At 40.6% G+C, this 17,339-nt stretch carries 16 protein-coding genes; 1 reads left to right on the top strand and 15 read right to left on the bottom strand.

Features of this window, described 5'->3' with window-relative positions:
• Positions 1–2: 2 nt before the first annotated feature.
• From pyrF to FJQ98_RS05650, 15 genes are all read right to left on the bottom strand, one after another.
• Positions 3–707: an orotidine-5'-phosphate decarboxylase gene (gene pyrF, locus FJQ98_RS05720; protein ID WP_053594610.1), complete on the bottom strand. Its 705-nt coding sequence runs from the start codon at positions 705–707 to the stop codon at positions 3–5.
• A complete protein-coding gene (locus FJQ98_RS05715; protein ID WP_053594611.1) occupies positions 704–1,618 on the bottom strand; it encodes a dihydroorotate dehydrogenase in 915 nt (304 codons plus the stop codon). Before FJQ98_RS05715 ends, pyrF begins: the two co-directional genes overlap by 4 nt.
• A complete protein-coding gene (locus FJQ98_RS05710) occupies positions 1,615–2,388 on the bottom strand; it encodes a dihydroorotate dehydrogenase electron transfer subunit (protein WP_053594612.1) in 774 nt (257 codons plus the stop codon). Before FJQ98_RS05710 ends, FJQ98_RS05715 begins: the two co-directional genes overlap by 4 nt.
• Position 2,389: 1 nt before the next feature.
• Positions 2,390–5,587, bottom strand: a complete 3,198-nt coding sequence (gene carB / locus FJQ98_RS05705) for a carbamoyl-phosphate synthase large subunit (RefSeq protein ID WP_053594613.1) — start codon at positions 5,585–5,587, stop codon at positions 2,390–2,392.
• Positions 5,580–6,680, bottom strand: a complete 1,101-nt coding sequence (locus tag FJQ98_RS05700) for a carbamoyl phosphate synthase small subunit (protein WP_053594614.1) — start codon at positions 6,678–6,680, stop codon at positions 5,580–5,582. Before FJQ98_RS05700 ends, carB begins: the two co-directional genes overlap by 8 nt.
• Complete coding sequence (locus tag FJQ98_RS05695; RefSeq protein WP_053594615.1) at positions 6,680–7,957, bottom strand: dihydroorotase; 1,278 nt, start codon at positions 7,955–7,957, stop codon at positions 6,680–6,682. The genes FJQ98_RS05700 and FJQ98_RS05695 overlap by 1 nt, the downstream gene beginning before the upstream one ends.
• A gap of 1 nt (position 7,958) precedes the next feature.
• Positions 7,959–8,837: an aspartate carbamoyltransferase catalytic subunit gene (locus FJQ98_RS05690; protein ID WP_201406719.1), complete on the bottom strand. Its 879-nt coding sequence runs from the start codon at positions 8,835–8,837 to the stop codon at positions 7,959–7,961.
• A gap of 204 nt (positions 8,838–9,041) precedes the next feature.
• Positions 9,042–10,373, bottom strand: coding sequence for a solute carrier family 23 protein (locus FJQ98_RS05685; protein WP_053594617.1), 1,332 nt, complete (start codon positions 10,371–10,373; stop codon positions 9,042–9,044).
• A gap of 20 nt (positions 10,374–10,393) precedes the next feature.
• Entirely contained in the window at positions 10,394–10,936 is a 543-nt protein-coding gene (gene pyrR, locus FJQ98_RS05680) for a bifunctional pyr operon transcriptional regulator/uracil phosphoribosyltransferase PyrR (RefSeq protein WP_053594618.1), read from the bottom strand.
• 240 nt (positions 10,937–11,176) lie between these two features.
• Positions 11,177–12,088, bottom strand: coding sequence for an RluA family pseudouridine synthase (locus tag FJQ98_RS05675; RefSeq protein ID WP_053594619.1), 912 nt, complete (start codon positions 12,086–12,088; stop codon positions 11,177–11,179).
• Positions 12,085–12,564 carry a signal peptidase II gene (gene lspA / locus FJQ98_RS05670; RefSeq protein ID WP_053594620.1) on the bottom strand — a complete coding sequence of 160 codons (480 nt, stop codon included), beginning with the start codon at positions 12,562–12,564 and terminating at the stop codon, positions 12,085–12,087. Before lspA ends, FJQ98_RS05675 begins: the two co-directional genes overlap by 4 nt.
• A 62-nt stretch (positions 12,565–12,626) precedes the next feature.
• The gene (locus FJQ98_RS05665; RefSeq protein WP_053594621.1) at positions 12,627–13,262 is read right to left on the bottom strand and encodes a hypothetical protein; all 636 of its coding nucleotides are present in this window, start codon (positions 13,260–13,262) and stop codon (positions 12,627–12,629) included.
• Complete coding sequence (locus tag FJQ98_RS05660; protein WP_201406648.1) at positions 13,259–13,531, bottom strand: hypothetical protein; 273 nt, start codon at positions 13,529–13,531, stop codon at positions 13,259–13,261. The genes FJQ98_RS05665 and FJQ98_RS05660 overlap by 4 nt, the downstream gene beginning before the upstream one ends.
• A 426-nt stretch (positions 13,532–13,957) precedes the next feature.
• A complete protein-coding gene (locus FJQ98_RS05655; RefSeq protein ID WP_053594622.1) occupies positions 13,958–15,526 on the bottom strand; it encodes a sodium/solute symporter in 1,569 nt (522 codons plus the stop codon).
• Between the two features lie 25 nt (positions 15,527–15,551).
• Positions 15,552–15,887, bottom strand: a complete 336-nt coding sequence (locus FJQ98_RS05650) for a DUF485 domain-containing protein (protein ID WP_053594623.1) — start codon at positions 15,885–15,887, stop codon at positions 15,552–15,554.
• Between the two features lie 234 nt (positions 15,888–16,121).
• Between FJQ98_RS05650 and FJQ98_RS05645 the strand changes: the two genes are divergently transcribed.
• Positions 16,122–17,300: an AraC family transcriptional regulator gene (locus tag FJQ98_RS05645; protein ID WP_241774557.1), complete on the top strand. Its 1,179-nt coding sequence runs from the start codon at positions 16,122–16,124 to the stop codon at positions 17,298–17,300.
• Positions 17,301–17,339 lie beyond the last annotated feature (39 nt).

Genomic DNA, 17,339 nt, shown 5'->3' with positions numbered 1-17,339 from the left:
AGTTATGCCTCCCATAATTCACTTACGATTTTATATGCTGCTACTGGATCTTGTGCGCCTGTAACGGCACGTCCAACGACGATTAGCGAAGAACCGTCACGTTTTGCGCCGTCTGGTGTTGCAATGCGCTTTTGGTCGTGTGCATCGCCACCTGCTAATCGGATACCAGGTGTCACGCGTAAGAAATCTTCACCACATACTTCAGCAATTGCCTTTGCCTCATGTACAGAGCAGACAACACCATTTAAACCAGCTTGATTTGTTAAGCTTGCGTAATGTAATACAGATTCCTGTAAAGATAAAGCAATTTTTTGCTCTGCCTGCATTTGCTCTTCTGTTGTAGAAGTCAGTTGCGTTACGGCAATTAATGCTGCACGTTCACGTCCTGCCGGAGTACCCGCTTCAAGCCCTTCAAGTGCTGCCTCCATCATTGGACGTCCACCTGCTGCATGAACGTTGACTAAATCTACCCCTAATTTCGCTAGGCCTTTCATAGCAGAGCCAACTGTATTCGGAATATCGTGTAGCTTTAAATCAAGGAAGATGTCATGGCCTAGATCTTTTACTTTTCGTACAATATCCGGCCCTTCCTGCATATATAATTCCATACCAATTTTCACGAAAAGAGGCTCATTGAAATGCTTTAAAAAATTAAATACTTCTGCTTCTCCAGGAAAATCTAGTGCAAGGATTGGTTTTGTATTCATGAACGATGGCTCCTTCCGATAATTTCTGAAATATGCTCTACTCCTAGTTTATCGAGCTTTGCTGGTAATTCTTCAATAATAGTTGGACAAACGAAGTGATCGACAAAGTTTGCTGTCCCAACAGCAACTGCAGATGCACCAGCCGACATAAAGTCGATAACATCCTGCGCTTCTGTCACGCCACCCATCCCAATAATCGGAATATTGACAGCCTTATACACCTCATAAACCATGCGAATCGCAACTGGTTTTACTGCAGGACCAGATAAGCCGCCTGTACCATTAGCAATCACTGGTTTACCTGTACGCTCGTCTAAACGCATACCGATTAGTGTATTAATCATTGTAATGCCATCTGCACCACCCGCTTCAACAGCTTGTGCAATTTCTACGATATTCGTTACGTTTGGTGATAGCTTTACATATACAGGCACTTCAGAAACAGCTTTTACAGCTTTAACTAGCTCGCGTGCTGTTGCAGGGTCTGTCCCAAATTGAATACCACCACATTTAACGTTCGGACAGGAAATGTTAAGCTCTAATGCTTTAACATTTGGTGCAGTTGAAATGCGTTGTGCAACTTCCACGTAATCTTCTGTCTCCGTACCGGCAACATTCGCAATGATTGGCACATCATACTGTTCTAGAAACTTCAATTCTTCATTCATTACTTTTTCAATGCCGGGATTTTGTAAACCAATGGCATTCAACATCCCTGCTGCTGTTTCTGCTACACGTGGAGTTGGATTGCCGGGACGTGTTTCCACAGTCGTAGCTTTAATCATAATAGCGCCAAGCTTTGATAAATCATAAAGCTGCGCATATTCACGCCCAAAGCCGAAGCAGCCGGAAGCTGGCATTATTGGATTTTTTAAATCTAAACCTGGTAATTGAATGTTTAAACGACTCATAATGCCACCGTACCTTTCGGGAAAACTGGACCGTCAGAGCATACTTTGACATAGTCTTTTGCTACTTGATCTGTTGTTTTACATACGCATGCGAAACAAGCACCGATCCCACAGCCCATACGCTCTTCAAATGATAAATAACCTTCTTTTTCTGGATAAAAGCCTTCAAGTGCTTTTAACATTGGTAGCGGACCGCAAGAATAAAAGACATCGAATTCAGGTGCTCGGGACTCTAAAACATTTGTGACAAAGCCTTTTGTCCCTTTAGAGCCGTCAACCGTTACATAATGTGTTTCTCCAAGGGCACTGAATTCTTCCTCATAAAAACATACATCTTCCGATTGAAAGCCTAGCACATGAATTGTTTTAACACCACGTGCGTTCAATTGCTTGGAAAGCTCATGTAATGGTGGTACACCGATTCCCCCACCAACTAGTAGGGCTGTGCCTCCCTCTTTAACTGCTTCTACAGGGAACCCATTACCGATTGGACCTAGGACATTGACGAGTTGCCCCTCACGATTAGTCGCTAAAACCTTTGTGCCGCGACCTTCCGCACGATAAATCATCGTAAATTCATTGTTGTCTTTATCTATGTTTGCAATACTAATTGGTCGACGTAAAAGCGGCTCCATTGAATCTGACACCTTTACATGGACAAACTGGCCAGGTGTCATATCCTGAACCAGTTCTCCACGAAGTGTCAATTCGAAAATGTTTGTCGCAATTTGCTTTTGAGAGACGACCGTCATTTTCTCTTGACGAATCATATTAGTGTACTACCTCCGCTTTTGGCATTTGCTCTGCTGTGAATGTCATTGATTCAATAACACGGACCATCGCTTCTGCTGTGTCTAATGAAGTTAAGCAAGGTACGCCGTTTTCAACTGACTCACGACGGATTCGGAAGCCATCACGTGCCGGTTGCTTACCTTTCGTTAATGTGTTGACAACAAGCTGTGCCTCACCGTTTTGAATTAAATCGATTAATGTTTGACCTTTTGCACCGATTTTGCCAACTACATCTGTGCGTACACCTGCTGCTTCAAATGCTTTTGCTGTACCTTCAGTAGCGACAATACGATAGCCTACTGTTGAGAAGCGTTTTGCAAGTGCAATTGCTTCCTCTTTATCTTTATCGGACACTGTGAACAATACTGTGCCTTCTGTGCGAATTTCCATACCTGCTGCAACTAAGCCTTTGTAAAGTGCTTTTTCTAATGTTGCATCTTTCCCCATTACTTCACCTGTTGATTTCATTTCAGGTCCTAAAGTAATGTCCACACGACGTAATTTAGCGAATGAGAACACTGGTACTTTAACAAAGACACCTGTTTGCTCAGCTGCTAAGCCTGTTGGATAGCCTTGTTCTACGATTGATTTACCAAGAATCGCTTTCGTTGCAATATTCGCCATCGGAATGTTTGTAATTTTACTTAAGAACGGTACTGTACGAGATGAACGTGGGTTAACCTCGATGACATATACTTCGCCCTGTGAAATAACATATTGAATGTTCATTAAGCCTACGATGCCAAGACCTTTTGCAAGGCGAGTTGTGTAATCCACTAACGTATCTTTTTGCGCTTGTGTTAATTTTTGTGGTGGGTATACAGAAATCGAGTCACCAGAGTGAACCCCTGCACGTTCGATATGCTCCATAATACCTGGGATTAATACATTTTCACCGTCACAAATGGCATCTACTTCAATTTCTTGACCCGTTAAGTAGCGGTCTACTAATACTGGATGATCAGGAGATGCTTCTACTGCGTTTTCCATGTAGTGTTTTAATTCTTCTTGATTGTAGACAATTTCCATCGCACGTCCACCTAGTACGTATGAAGGACGAACTAGCACAGGGAAGCCTAGACGTTCACTAATAGCAAGTGCTTCCTCCGTTGATACAGCTGTTTGACCTAGTGGCTGTGGAATGTTCAAGTCGCGTAATGCTTGCTCGAATTTGTCTCTGTTTTCCGCACGGTCGATATCTTCAAGTGTTGTACCTAAGATCTTCACGCCATTAGCAACTAATTTATCAGCAAGATTAATAGCTGTTTGACCACCGAATTGTACAACTACACCAATTGGTTGCTCAAGGTCGATAATATGCATAACGTCTTCGATTGTTAATGGCTCAAAGTATAACTTATCTGAAATCGAGAAGTCAGTGGATACTGTCTCTGGATTCGAGTTAATAATAATCGCTTCGTAGCCCGCTTCTTGAATTGCCCATACTGAGTGTACTGTTGCGTAGTCGAATTCTACCCCTTGACCAATGCGGATTGGACCGGAACCAAGTACAACAACTGATGGCTTGTCTGATTGAATTGATTCGTTTTCTTCCTCATACGTGCCATAGAAGTACGGTGTTTCAGATTCAAACTCCGCTGCACATGTATCGACCATTTTATACACTGGGATAATGCCGTTTTCTTTACGATATGCATATACTTCCTCTGGAGTTGTTTCCCAAAGCTCAGCAACTTTTTTATCTGCAAAGCCTAGACGTTTTGCTGTACGTAATACATCTTTATCGTTTTTATGGTCAGCAAGTGTTTGCTCCATATCTACGATGTTTTTGAATTTATTTAAGAAGAATAAGTCAATGGCAGACCAGTCATGGATTTGCTCAATTGTTACACCGCGACGAAGTGCTTCACCGATGAAGAATAGACGCTCGTCACCTGCTTTGCGAATACGTTTTTCAATCCAAGAATCAGAGTTTTCTTCTGCATGTTTAAGCTCTAAGTGAACTTGACCCGTTTCAAGAGAGCGCACTGCTTTTAGCATAGCTTCCTCAAATGTACGACCAAGTGCCATTACTTCACCAGTCGCTTTCATTTGTGTACCAAGATTTCGCTTTGCTGATTCGAATTTATCGAATGGCCAGCGTGGAATTTTTGCCACGATGTAGTCAAGTGCTGGCTCGAAGCAAGCATACGTTGAACCTGTTACAGGGTTTTTGATTTCATCTAATGTTAAACCGACTGCGATTTTTGCTGCTAGCTTTGCAATTGGATAGCCTGTTGCTTTTGATGCTAACGCTGATGAACGTGATACACGAGGATTTACTTCGATCACATAGTAATTAAAGCTATATGGATCAAGGGCTAATTGTACGTTACAGCCACCTTCAATTTTTAATGCACGAATAATATCTAAAGAGATATTACGTAGCATTTGGTTTTCACGATCCGAAAGTGTTTGCGTAGGTGCCACTACAATGGAGTCACCTGTATGAATACCAACTGGGTCAACGTTTTCCATGTTACATACAACGATGGCGTTGTCAGCAGCATCACGCATTACTTCATATTCGATTTCTTTATAACCAGCGATTGATTTTTCCAGTAAACATTGTGTTACTGGAGAATATTTTAGACCAGATGTCACAATTTCCTCTAGATCTTGATCGTTGTAGCAAATACCGCCGCCTGTACCACCAAGTGTGAAGGCAGGGCGAACGATTACTGGGTAGCCAATTCTCGCTACAAAGTTTTTTGCTTCGTCTAAGTTATGGATAATATCTGATTCAGGTACTGGAGCACCTAGCTCATACATTAAATTACGGAATAGGTCACGGTCTTCTGCTTTATGGATCGCCTCTAATTTTGTACCAAGAATTTCAATATCAAGCTCATCAAGAATTCCTGATTTATCTAATTCAATGGCCATGTTTAAACCAGTTTGACCACCAAGTGTTGGTAGGATGGCATCTGGACGCTCTTTACGTAAAATACGTGATACAAACTCAAGTGTGATTGGCTCAATATATACTTTGTCTGCAATTTCTGTATCTGTCATAATTGTCGCAGGGTTTGAGTTTATTAAGATAACGCGATAGCCTTCTTCTTTTAGTGAAAGACAAGCTTGTGTTCCTGCGTAGTCAAATTCTGCTGCTTGTCCGATAACGATTGGACCTGATCCGATTACTAAAATAGTTTCAATATCTGTACGTTTAGGCATGTTGTTTCCCCTTCCCTGCTTCTACTTCCATCATTTCGATAAATTCATCAAATAGGTGATTCGAATCCTCTGGACCCGGTGATGCTTCTGGGTGATATTGCACTGTAAAGATTGGATATTTCTTATGACGTACACCTTCACAAGTACTATCATTTAATGCGATATGTGTTAATTCTAAATCTGTATCTTTTAATGAATCGATGTCGATTGCATAACCATGATTTTGTGATGTTAAGTCTGTACGGCCAGTGCGTAAATCTTTTACTGGATGGTTACCACCACGGTGACCGAATGGTAGTTTAAATGCCTTTGCACCGCATGCTAGTGAGAAGATTTGGTGACCTAAACAAATACCAAACATCGGCACTTTTCCTATTAAATTGCGAACTGTTTCAATACCTTCTTGCACATCTTCAGGGTTACCCGGGCCGTTTGACAGCATGATGCCATCTGGATGCCACGCTAAAATTTCCGCTGCTGGAGTATTGTAAGGGACAACTAGCACATCACAATCACGTTTGTTTAACTCACGAAGAATACCGTGCTTCATACCGTAGTCTATTAATACTACACGTTTACCACGACCTGGTGATGGGTAGGCTGCTTTCGGTGATACTTCACGTACATGATGTGTAATCGCTGGTGTTGCCTGTAATTTTGCCACGATTTCATCCACATTCACTTCTTCATCAGCCGCTGTTAAAATAGCCTTTACTGACCCTTTGCTGCGAATAATACGTGTTAATTTTCGTGTATCGATTCCTTCAATCCCTGGGATATCCTTTGATGTTAAGTACTCATCTACTGTTAAGTCACAGCGGAAGTTTGAAGGTGTTTTTGCTAATTCACGAACTACAAAGCCACGAATAGCAGGAGTGATCGATTCAAAATCATCACGGTTAATACCATAATTACCAACTAAAGGGTAAGTTAACGTTACGATTTGTCCGTAGAATGAAGGATCTGAAATCGTTTCCTGATAACCTGTCATCCCTGTTGTGAATACAACCTCGCCTTGCGAAGCTCGCTCACTACCGAACGCTGTGCCTGTAAATACTGTGCCATCTTCTAAAATAAGTAAACGTTTTTTCATTACTCTGCCTCCTGGTATACGATATTGCCTTCAAAAATTGTAAGGACTGGCCATCCTTTTGCAACCCACCCATTGAATGGTGTATTGCGTCCTTTAGATACAAAGCCTTCTGCATCAATTGTTTGTTCTTTCTGTAAATCTATTAAAATCATATCTGCTGAAGATCCAACTTCTAATGTGCCATATGGTAGATCAAAAATTTGTGCTGCCTTTACAGACATCCAGTCAATCAACTGTTTTAACGTCCATTTCCCTGTTTCCACAAACTGTGTGTAAAGCAGTGGGAAGGCTGTTTCAAAGCCTACAATGCCAAACGGTGCGCCAACCATACCACAGCATTTTTCTTCTACTGTATGTGGAGCATGATCTGTAGCGATGCAATCGATTGTGCCATCCATCATAGCTGCGTGAAGTGAGTCTTTATCATCTGCACCACGTAACGGAGGATTCATTTTCCAGTTTGCATCATCTGATGGGATATCCATTTCTTCAAGTAATAAATGATGTGGGCAAACTTCTGCAGTGACACGAATACCCGCTGCCTTAGCGTCACGTACTGCACGTACAGATTCCTTCGTTGATACGTGGCATACGTGGTAGCGTGCTCCAGCTGCTTCTGCCAGTAGAACATCTCGCGCAATTTGAACGGATTCACAAATCGATGGAATACCTGGTAAACCAAGCTCTTGATTACGCTTTCCTTCATGCATCACACCGTCGTAAATTAATGAGTTGTCTTCACAATGTGCTACAACTACCACATCGTGCTGTGCTGCATCCTTCATTTGCTCATACATTGTTGCTGCAAGCTGGATCCCAACACCATCATCAGAAAATGCGACAGCTCCATGTGCTTTTAATTCTTCAATACTTGTGCGAACCTCTCCTGAGATGTCCTTTGTTAATGAGCCGTATGGAAGTACTCGAATAACAGCACTTTCTTTAATTAGACCGTTAATCAACTGCATGTTTTCTACTGAATCTGGCACTGGTTTTGTATTTGGCATCGCACAAATTGTTGTGAAGCCACCTTTTGCTGCTGATGCTGAACCGGTAGCAATTGTTTCTTTATGTTCAAAGCCTGGTTCACGTAAATGTGTGTGTACATCAACAAAGCCTGGTGCAACAACTAAACCATTTCCTTCGATCATTTCTGCGCCTGCTACATTTACGTTTTGTCCTATTGCAGTAATTTTGCCATCTGCCATAGCGATATTGACTGTTTGTAGCTCGCCTTGTTCATTTACCATTTGTACATTGTGAAGAACTTTTGTCATGTTATTCTCTCCCTTTAAAAATTGTTTCGACTATAGCCATCCGTGTATATACACCATTTCGAACCTGCTCGAAAATTCGAGAACGCTCACACTCTACTAGCTCAGAAGCAATCTCTACATCGCGATTGACCGGTGCAGGATGCATAATAATTGCCTTTTCCTTCATTTGTTTCTCACGTTCAATTGTTAAACCGTACTCTTCATGATAGCTCTCTTTTGAGAAGCTTTTATTAACCTTATGACGCTCATGCTGCACACGAAGTAACATGATGACATCACTTATTTCGATTAAATCATCCCAAGAATGATGCGCTTCGAAACCGCCTGCCCACTCTTCTGGACAAAGGAAATGCACATTTGCCCCCAAGCGCTGTAATGCTAATGCATTCGATTTCGCTACACGGCTATGGGATATATCGCCAGCGATTGTCACATTCAACCCTTCAAAAGAACCAAACTCTTTTTTTATTGTATAAAGATCCAGTAATGATTGTGATGGATGCTGGCCAGCACCGTCACCTGCGTTAATGATTGCCACATCGATACCTTCAAGTAGTTCATTGTAATACTCATCTTCTTTTGCTCGGATAACTACCGCATCCATGCCAATCATTTCTAATGTCTTTACCGTATCGTACATCGTTTCACCTTTTGTCACGCTCGAAAAGCCAGCATCAAACGGGATAACGGTACAGCCGATTTTACGCTCTGCCATTTCAAAGCTCGTTTTCGTACGTGTACTCGGCTCAAAAAATAAGTTTGCTACGTTGTAGGCTCGAGATAACGATGATGCTTCACCATTTTCAAAAGCTTGCGCACGATTTAGGATGTTATTAATCTCTTCAGTTGTTAAATGTTCCATCGATAATAAGTTCTTCATCATGTACCTCCATTAAGTTGTGTGTCATGAACGTCTATGTAAAACGTTCGTTCTTTATTTAAAGTAAAAGCCCCGCTGATGTCATCAACGAGGCATAAGGAGGCGTGACAAACTATAGTAGGTTACACTCCTACTTTTAGCCTGTCCACAACTTCCCTTTTTTTGCCTCTCTGGACAATTCATTAAAAGGTACTACTTATTTAATTAATCATATTCTGCAACTTCTTTATCTCTTCCTGGTAATACTAAGTTTAAAATGACACCTATAATTGCTGCTAATGCCATACCTTCAATGGCAAATGAATTAGAGAATCGAAGCGCAGCACCGCCTATCCCTACTACTAAGATTACAGATGCAATAACCATGTTTCGATTATTTCCAAAGTCTACGTTATTTTCAACTAGCATACGTAAACCACTAGACGCGATAATACCAAATAATAAGATTGAAATACCACCAAGAACTGCGGTCGGTATTGTTGAAATGAATGCCATTGCTTTCCCAAAGAATGATACGACAATCGCAATGACTGCTGCTCCCATGATAACATACACGGAATAGACACGTGTGATTGCTAACACACCTATATTTTCACCGTATGTTGTTTTAGGCGGCCCGCCAATCAAAGCACTCAGTAACGTCCCTAAACCATCCCCTAAAATGGAGCGATGAAGGCCTGGATCTTTTACATAATTTCGATTTACTACTTTCCCCAAAACTAATTGGTGACCAATATGTTCTGAAATCGTTACGATGACGATTGGTACCATTGCAAGTAAAATTTTAGCTGTAATATTGAATTCATAGTCCACACCTGGAATCAAAAAATCCGGTAAAGCGAAAAATGATGCTTCTTTTACTGGAGTGAAATCAACAATTCCGATAAATACTGAATAGATATACCCAACAATTAGACCCATCAGAATAGGCATAGCACTTAAAATATTTTTAAAGTATACCGTGAAAATAATCGCTGCTAATAACGTGACTAAAGCTGCTGAAAAGTGTAATCCACTGTATTGAGATACTGTTTCAACAACTCCAGTTGCCTCATTGAGCTGTTCTACATTTATATTCATTGCCATATTTACTGCTGTACCTGACAATCCTAAACCAATTACGATAATAACGGGTGCGACAACAATTGGTGGTAGCAAACGCATTAACCACTTATAGCCCGTCTTCCAAATGATTAAAGACACAATTCCGTAAACTAGACCGACCGCTAGTGCCCCAATCATAGCATTCCCGGGATTCACACTAGCTTTATTTGCATCCAATCCATTCGCTGCGATTAAAATTGGTGAGATGAAAGCAAATGATGAACCTAGATAGGCCGGCACTTTAAACTGTGTCACTAATAAGAAAACAAGTGTAGCAATCCCACTCGTTAAAAGGGCAATTGCTGGACTAAGCCCTACCAGCTGAGGAACTAAGATCGTTGACCCAAACATAGCAAACATGTGTTGGAAACTTAATGTCAGTAGTTGGACTGGGGTCGGTTTATCGTTAATATCTAATACAGCATTTGACATGGTGTTTCCTCACTTTATAGTTAGTCTTCTTTATAGATAATGACGCAATCTTCTCCGTCTACCTCTTGTAAATTTACGACAATTCGCTCTGCTCCTGATGTCGGTACATTTTTACCAACATAATCAGCTCTTATTGGAAGCTCTCTATGGCCTCTGTCGATAAGGACTGCAAGTTGAATTTGTCCAGGTCGCCCTAAATCCATTATTGCATCAAGTGCTGCGCGTACTGTCCGTCCTGTGTATAGTACATCATCGACTAAAATAATTTTTTGATTGACGACCGCATCATCAATATCTACTTGCTCAACATGTGCCTGTTCATTATCATGCTTTGTTGTTAAATCATCTCGATAGAGGGTGATGTCTAGCTCCCCTGTACGGATTGGTTTGCCTTCAATTTTTTCAATTCGTTCTGCTAGGCGTTTTGCGAGAAATGCACCTCGTGTTTTAATGCCAACTAGAATACATTCATCGATTCCTTTATTGCGTTCAATAATTTCATGTGCAATGCGTGTTAACGCTCTTGTCATAGATTGGCCATCTAATAACTCATTTTGTGCCATGTAAGTTTCCTCCTCTCTTCTATCTATTGTTGGCCATGTGTCCATAAAAAAACCTCTCGAGGCGAATAGCCTGAGAGGGTTATATACGTGTTTAAATAGTATGTTGAAAAATTTGCAGCACAAATTTTTTACAACACATTCACATGTACCTTCTCAGCCTCTCTGGACTGCCATTAAAGGTGAATATTTAGTTAAGTTGTTCATTCACTTTCGTTAGTATAGACCTTCTTTTACTATACGTCAATGCATATTTCGTAAATCATTTAATAATTGTTCATAATCAACAGGAATTGGTGCTTCGAACTCCATATATTCGCCAGATGTAGGGTGATCGAATCCTAAAATTCCAGCATGTAATACTTGTCCACCAAAATCTATTGTCTTTTTTGGTCCATATTTTGGATCGCCAACAAGTGGGTATCCAATATAATTCATATGCACGCGAATTTGATGAGTTCGTCCTGTTTCTAAACGACATTCCAATAGTGTATAGTCGCCAAAGCGTTCGATAACTTGGAAGTGAGTTACTGCATGTTTACCTTTATCGACAACTGCTTGTTTTTGACGATCTTTTTGGTCGCGTCCAATCGGTGCATCAATTGTGCCTTTATCATGTGCAATATGCCCGTGTACTAGCGCAGTATATTTTCGTGTCACTGTTTTATTGACTAACTGATTCACTAACGATTCATGAGCTGCATCATTTTTAGCAACCATCAATAATCCTGATGTATCCTTATCAATACGATGCACAATTCCCGGACGCATAACGCCATTAATGCCTGATAAATCTTGACAATGATACATTAAGCCGTTTACTAGCGTACCTGTCATATGTCCAGGTGCTGGGTGTACGACCATGCCTTTTGGTTTATTCACAACAAGGACATCTGCATCCTCATAAACAATATCAAGGTCCAAGTTTTCAGCAATGACATCTAAAGGCTCTGCTTCAGGAACATCAATTTCTACAATATCCCCCACTCTTACTTTATACTTCGCCTTTACAGTCTCTCCATTTACTTTGACAACACCTTCAGTAATCCAATTACCAATTTGTGTACGCGACCATTCTGATTGCACACTCGAAAGTGCCTTATCAATGCGCTCTCCCTTTTGTTGTTCTTCTATTGTATATGATACTTGCGTCATTGTTTCACCTGTTTCTTTTCTTTTTTATCTTCGACGATTAAACCAATCATTAATATGACTACTGCAATTGTTAATGCTGCATCAGCAATATTGAAGATCGGGAAATCATAATTTATTACCGGAATTAAGACATTTACAAAATCGACCACTTCACCTCTAAATAAACGGTCAATAAAATTACCTATCGCTCCGCCTAATAAAAACATTAAGCCTACTTGGAAAATAGGTTTACCCTTAGCCTCTTTATGATAAAAATATAGGATGGCACAAATTACGCCTATCGTGACAATGCTAAATAACCACATTTGTCCTTCTAACATTCCCCATGCTGCTCCTCTATTTCGATGAGACAATATCCCAAACCATGGATCCCATACTGAAATTCGTTCCTTTAACTCCATATTTTTCACAATTAGCCACTTTGTCCATTGATCTAAAAGGACCACGAATGCAGCCAATCCATAATATTTATACACAGACATTCCTCCGTTCGCTCAACATCTAACCTATTCTACCATAACAGCCCATCTCAGAATAACTAATATAGCATGAAAATATGGATCATCACCTTTGTGTGGGGTAGATTTTTGCTCCGACTGGGTGCTTTCCTGTGGGTGTTTGTTGAGCTGTCCGGCGCTTTGGCTTTTTTTCCGTCGCTCTCGGCTTTTTTTCCGTCGCTTTGACTCTTCTTTCCGTCGCTCTCGGCTTTTTTTCCGTCGCTTTGGCTCTTCTTTCCGTCGCTCTCGGCTTTTTTTCCGTCGCTTTGGCTCTTCTTTCCGTCGCTCTGATTTCTATCCGTCGCTTCGACTCTTCTTTCCGTCGCTTTGACTCTTCTTTCCGTCGCTCTGATTTCTATCTGTCGCTTTGGCTCTTCTTTCCGTCGCTCTCGGCTTTCTTTCCGTCGCTTTGACTCTTCTTTCCATCGCTCTGGTTTCCATCCGTCGCTTTGGCTCTTCCTTCCGTCGCTCTCGCCTTTCTTTTCGTCGCTTCGCCTCTTCCTTCCGTCGCTCTGATTTCTATCCGTCGCTTCGGTTCTTCCTTCCGTCGCTCTCGCCTTTCTTTCCGTCGCTTTGACTCTTCTTTCCGTTACTCTCAGCTTTCTTTCCGGCGCTTTGACTCTTCTTTCCGTCGCTTCGGCTCTTCCTTCCGTCGCTCTCGCCTTTCTTTCCGTCACTTTGACTCTTCTTTCCGTCGCTCTGGTTTCCATCCGTCGCTCTCGGCTTTTTTTCCGTCGCTTTGACTCTTCTTTCCGTTACTCTCAGCTTTCTTTCCGGCGCTTTGACTCTTCTTTCCGTTACTCTCAGCTTTCTTTCCGGCGCTTTGACTCTTCTTTCCGTTACTCTCAGCTTTCTTTCCGGCGCTTTGACTCTTCTTTCCGTCGCTCTGGTTTCCATCCGTCGCTTCGGCTCTTCCTTCCGTCGCTCTCGCCTTTCTTTCCGTCACTTCGACTCTTCTTTCCGTCGCTCTGATTTCTATCCGTCGCTTTGACTCTTCTTTCCGTCACTCTCGGCTTTTTTTCCGTCGCTTTGGCTCTTCTTTCCGTCGCTCTGATTTCTATCCGTCGCTTCGGCTCTTCTTTCCGTCGCTCTCGGCTTTCTTTCCGGCGCTTTGACTCTTCTTTCCGTCGCTCTGATTTCTATCCGTCGCTTCGGCTCTTCTTTCCGTCGCTCTCGGCTTTCTTTCCGTCGCTTTGGCCCTTCTTTCCGTCACTCTCGGCTTTCTTTCCGTCGCTCTGATTTCTATCCGTCGCTTTCGTCCTTCTTTCCGTCACTCTGGTTTCTACCATCACTTCGTTCCTACAAAAAAAGCTATTGCCATCACTTTATAAGTAATGGCAATAGCTTTTAATTTTTATTCGAGGCTGCGTTTTTAGGCTGTTTCAGATTCTTTTGAATGCACACGCTTCATGAAATCATTGACATCAGCTGGTACTTTTCGATCTAATAATGACACAATAACAACCGATAAGAAGCCAACTGGTACTGTCACAATGCCAGGAATTTTAAATTGTAAGAAACTTGGTAGTGTTCCTGGTAGGAAAATCATCCACATGGATACGCCAAGTCCAATTAGTAAACCTGCAATTGCTCCTTTCTCTGTCATTCCTCTCCACCAAATACCTAAAATGAATATTGGTGTAAATGTACTCGCCGCAACAGTAAAGGCTAGAGCGACTAAATGTCCAATGGATGCATCCTTAACAAGTAAGCCTAATACTCCATATAAAATACCTAATATAACAATTGCTACTTTCCCTGCAATCACTCGTTGTTTTTCTGTAATATCCTTTTTCATAATGCTTGCATATAAATCATGGGCTAATGCACCTGAGCTTGTAATAAATAATCCTGATAAATTTGAGAATATCGCCGCAAATGCCCCTGCTATGACCAGCCCAAGCAGCCATTTACCTCCTAATGCAAGTGCAGTTGTTGGAATAACCATATTGTTCCCGCCAAGCACTAAATCACGCATTACTTCCTCACTTGCTGTACCTGAGATAAAAATAGATCGACCTACGGCACCCAAATATACAGCTAATAAGAAAAACGCACTTGCAATTCCAATCGCCATAAGGGCTGATTTACGAGCTGCCTTCGCACTTGGATTCGTATAAAATCTTAGTAATATATGTGGCAGACCAATTGTACCTAATGCTAAACCTATTGTCATACTGATAGTTTGCCAAAATGTTGGGAAATAAAAGCCTGTCCCAGTCCATGCAGCACCATCAAAATTAATATCACTTCCATCTAAAGCGTATGGTGAGGTTCCTGTAATAGGACCGCTGAATGAATTAATAGCTGCTAAAATTTTATCGTAATGTAAACCACTATACATTGCTGCAATCAACATAACAATAAACGCACCGAGGCGAATCCAAAGCTCTAAAGCTTGGTTAATTGTTGTTCCTTTCATACCGCCTATTCCTACATAGAAAATCATTACAATACATGTAAAGATGATCCCGAATTCATAAGAGGTGCCAAAAAACATACTTAAAATTTGTGCTGCCCCTAATAATTGTGGCGCTGCATAAAAACCAGAAATCGCCAAAACTACAGCTACTGCTACTAACCGAGCTCGTCTACTATGAAAACGATAGGCTAAAAAATCAGCAACAGTAAATGCGCCGAAGCGTCTTAATGGACCAGCTACGAAAATAGCTAACAGTGTTAATCCAATGGAGAAGCAAAATGCATAATAAGCACCATCATACCCTAATTGAAAAGTTAAACCAGCTATCCCAAGAAAAGTAGCCGCACTTAAATAGTCTCCTCCAATTGCCGAACCATTTGTAAACCATCCAAAACTTCGTCCCCCAACAAAGAAATCGGATGCCGTTGCATTTCTTTTCGTTAAATACGTAATGTATACAATTGTTCCCATTAAAGCAATAGTCATTAACATCTTCGGTTCTAATAGAGCTTTCATCATTCAACATATCCCCCCTTAGCTAAAACTACTTATTAAGTATTTCGTATTTCTTTAGGCGTTTTTCGTACAATGCTGTATGCACATAAGCAATAATAAAAGCCATTGCCATCATAACGACTGTTGTCACAAACCATGTAATTGTCATACCGCCCCAAATTTTCTTAAAAGCAAATTCTGGAGCGAACCAGTTCATAACTGGAATGCTAAAAATTAAAATGAAATAAAATACCGTTAAGCCAAAACCTGTAGTAAACTCATCTTTCATAATTTTGTTAGTAGTTGCATCCAGTGGCGGAAGATCCCTCACATTTATGGTTCCTGCTTCCACGTATTCATAATCATGACTCCCTACTTCTGCCATATTTAAACTCCCCTTTCTGTATGGTAAATAATTATCTGAAATTTCAAATTATTATTCACTACAATTATTCTATTCTATTTAACCTATAATATAGTTACAAAATATTGCTGTATTAGTACAAAAAAATGCTATTTTAAGTTAAAATGTTTTTATTGTTTTTTATTTCAATAGAAGGGAGCTGTTAGCATTTTAAATATTGTTTGGTACATTGAAAATTCAAATACAAAACAACAAATGGGCTACTGGCTAGAAGAATTTCTACCTAATACATTTTCGAACTGTGAAGAACCCAAAACAGAAGATGTCGCCATCATTGTCTATGAAATCAACCGCTTATTTGACTGGGTAAAGATAAATCGGTTAAAAAGAAATTATCCTAATAGTATAATTGTCCCTATTGTTGCAGAACACCTTACCTACTCAACTGGTATAGCGATTGAACTAAATTTGCCCGCACTTCTCATAAAACCATTACAGAAAGCAAAATTTCTACGAATTGTTAAAAAGCTTTATACGTCCTATAAAGAAAAGCAGGAGAGTACTCTTACAATGCTTGAGCTATCACAGCAAATTTCGCAAGATCATACTTCACCTTTCCGAGAAGCCTTTTTAAAACGACTTATTCGAGGAGAAGTTGAAAATGAGCAGGAAATCATCCAGTCTGCCTCTTTTTTATCGAAACACTGTATTCCAAATATCGTGTTTTTAATTCAGGGCTATATAGATGTGAATGAAGATCGACCTGTCCCTCATGATGCGAGCAGTGTTATAACAAATGTGTTTCGTCAGAACTTTGCTAACAAAGCACCGTTGTCCTTTTTAAATTTTGAACGTTATTTACTGTTGCTTATGCGCATTCCTAATGAATACACATCATTTAAACATTGGTCTGAGGGGCTAGCTTGTTTACTTGAGGTTATTGAAGTGTTAAAAAAAGATTATTGCATCCATCTTTTTATGGGAATTGGCGGTGTTTTTCAGGACGCCATGCAAGTCAAGGAATCCTATAGCCAAGCGCGAAAGGCGCGGAGAAAACCACCTGTTCATAATATTCATATACGGTTTTATGAAGATTTAACAAAGCAAGAACAACTCCAAAAGGGTATCCAATATATAGAGGAACATTATGATGAACAAATTACAATCAGTGATGTTGCCAAGTATATTAACTTTAGTCCTACTCATTTTAGTAGATTGTTTAAAAAAGAGACTGGTCGGAATTTTGTTGATTATGTTGCCTTTACACGTATCATCAAGTCACTGCCGTATTTGCGAAAATACGATTACACCATTGAAAAAATCTCCTCCATCTGTGGTTTTAACACACCTAATTATTTCAGCCTTACGTTTAAAAAATATGTTGGCATATCTCCAACGGACTACCGCAATACAAAAGAAATATTATTTAAATAAAAAAGTGCATTCACGCCCATCAACATGTATAGTAAACGG

The sequence above is a fragment of the Lysinibacillus agricola genome (assembly GCF_016638705.1).
GTDB classification, from domain to species: domain Bacteria; phylum Bacillota; class Bacilli; order Bacillales_A; family Planococcaceae; genus Lysinibacillus; species Lysinibacillus agricola.
Note: the sequence above shows the minus strand (reverse complement) of the source record. Positions and strands in the feature narration are given on the sequence as shown.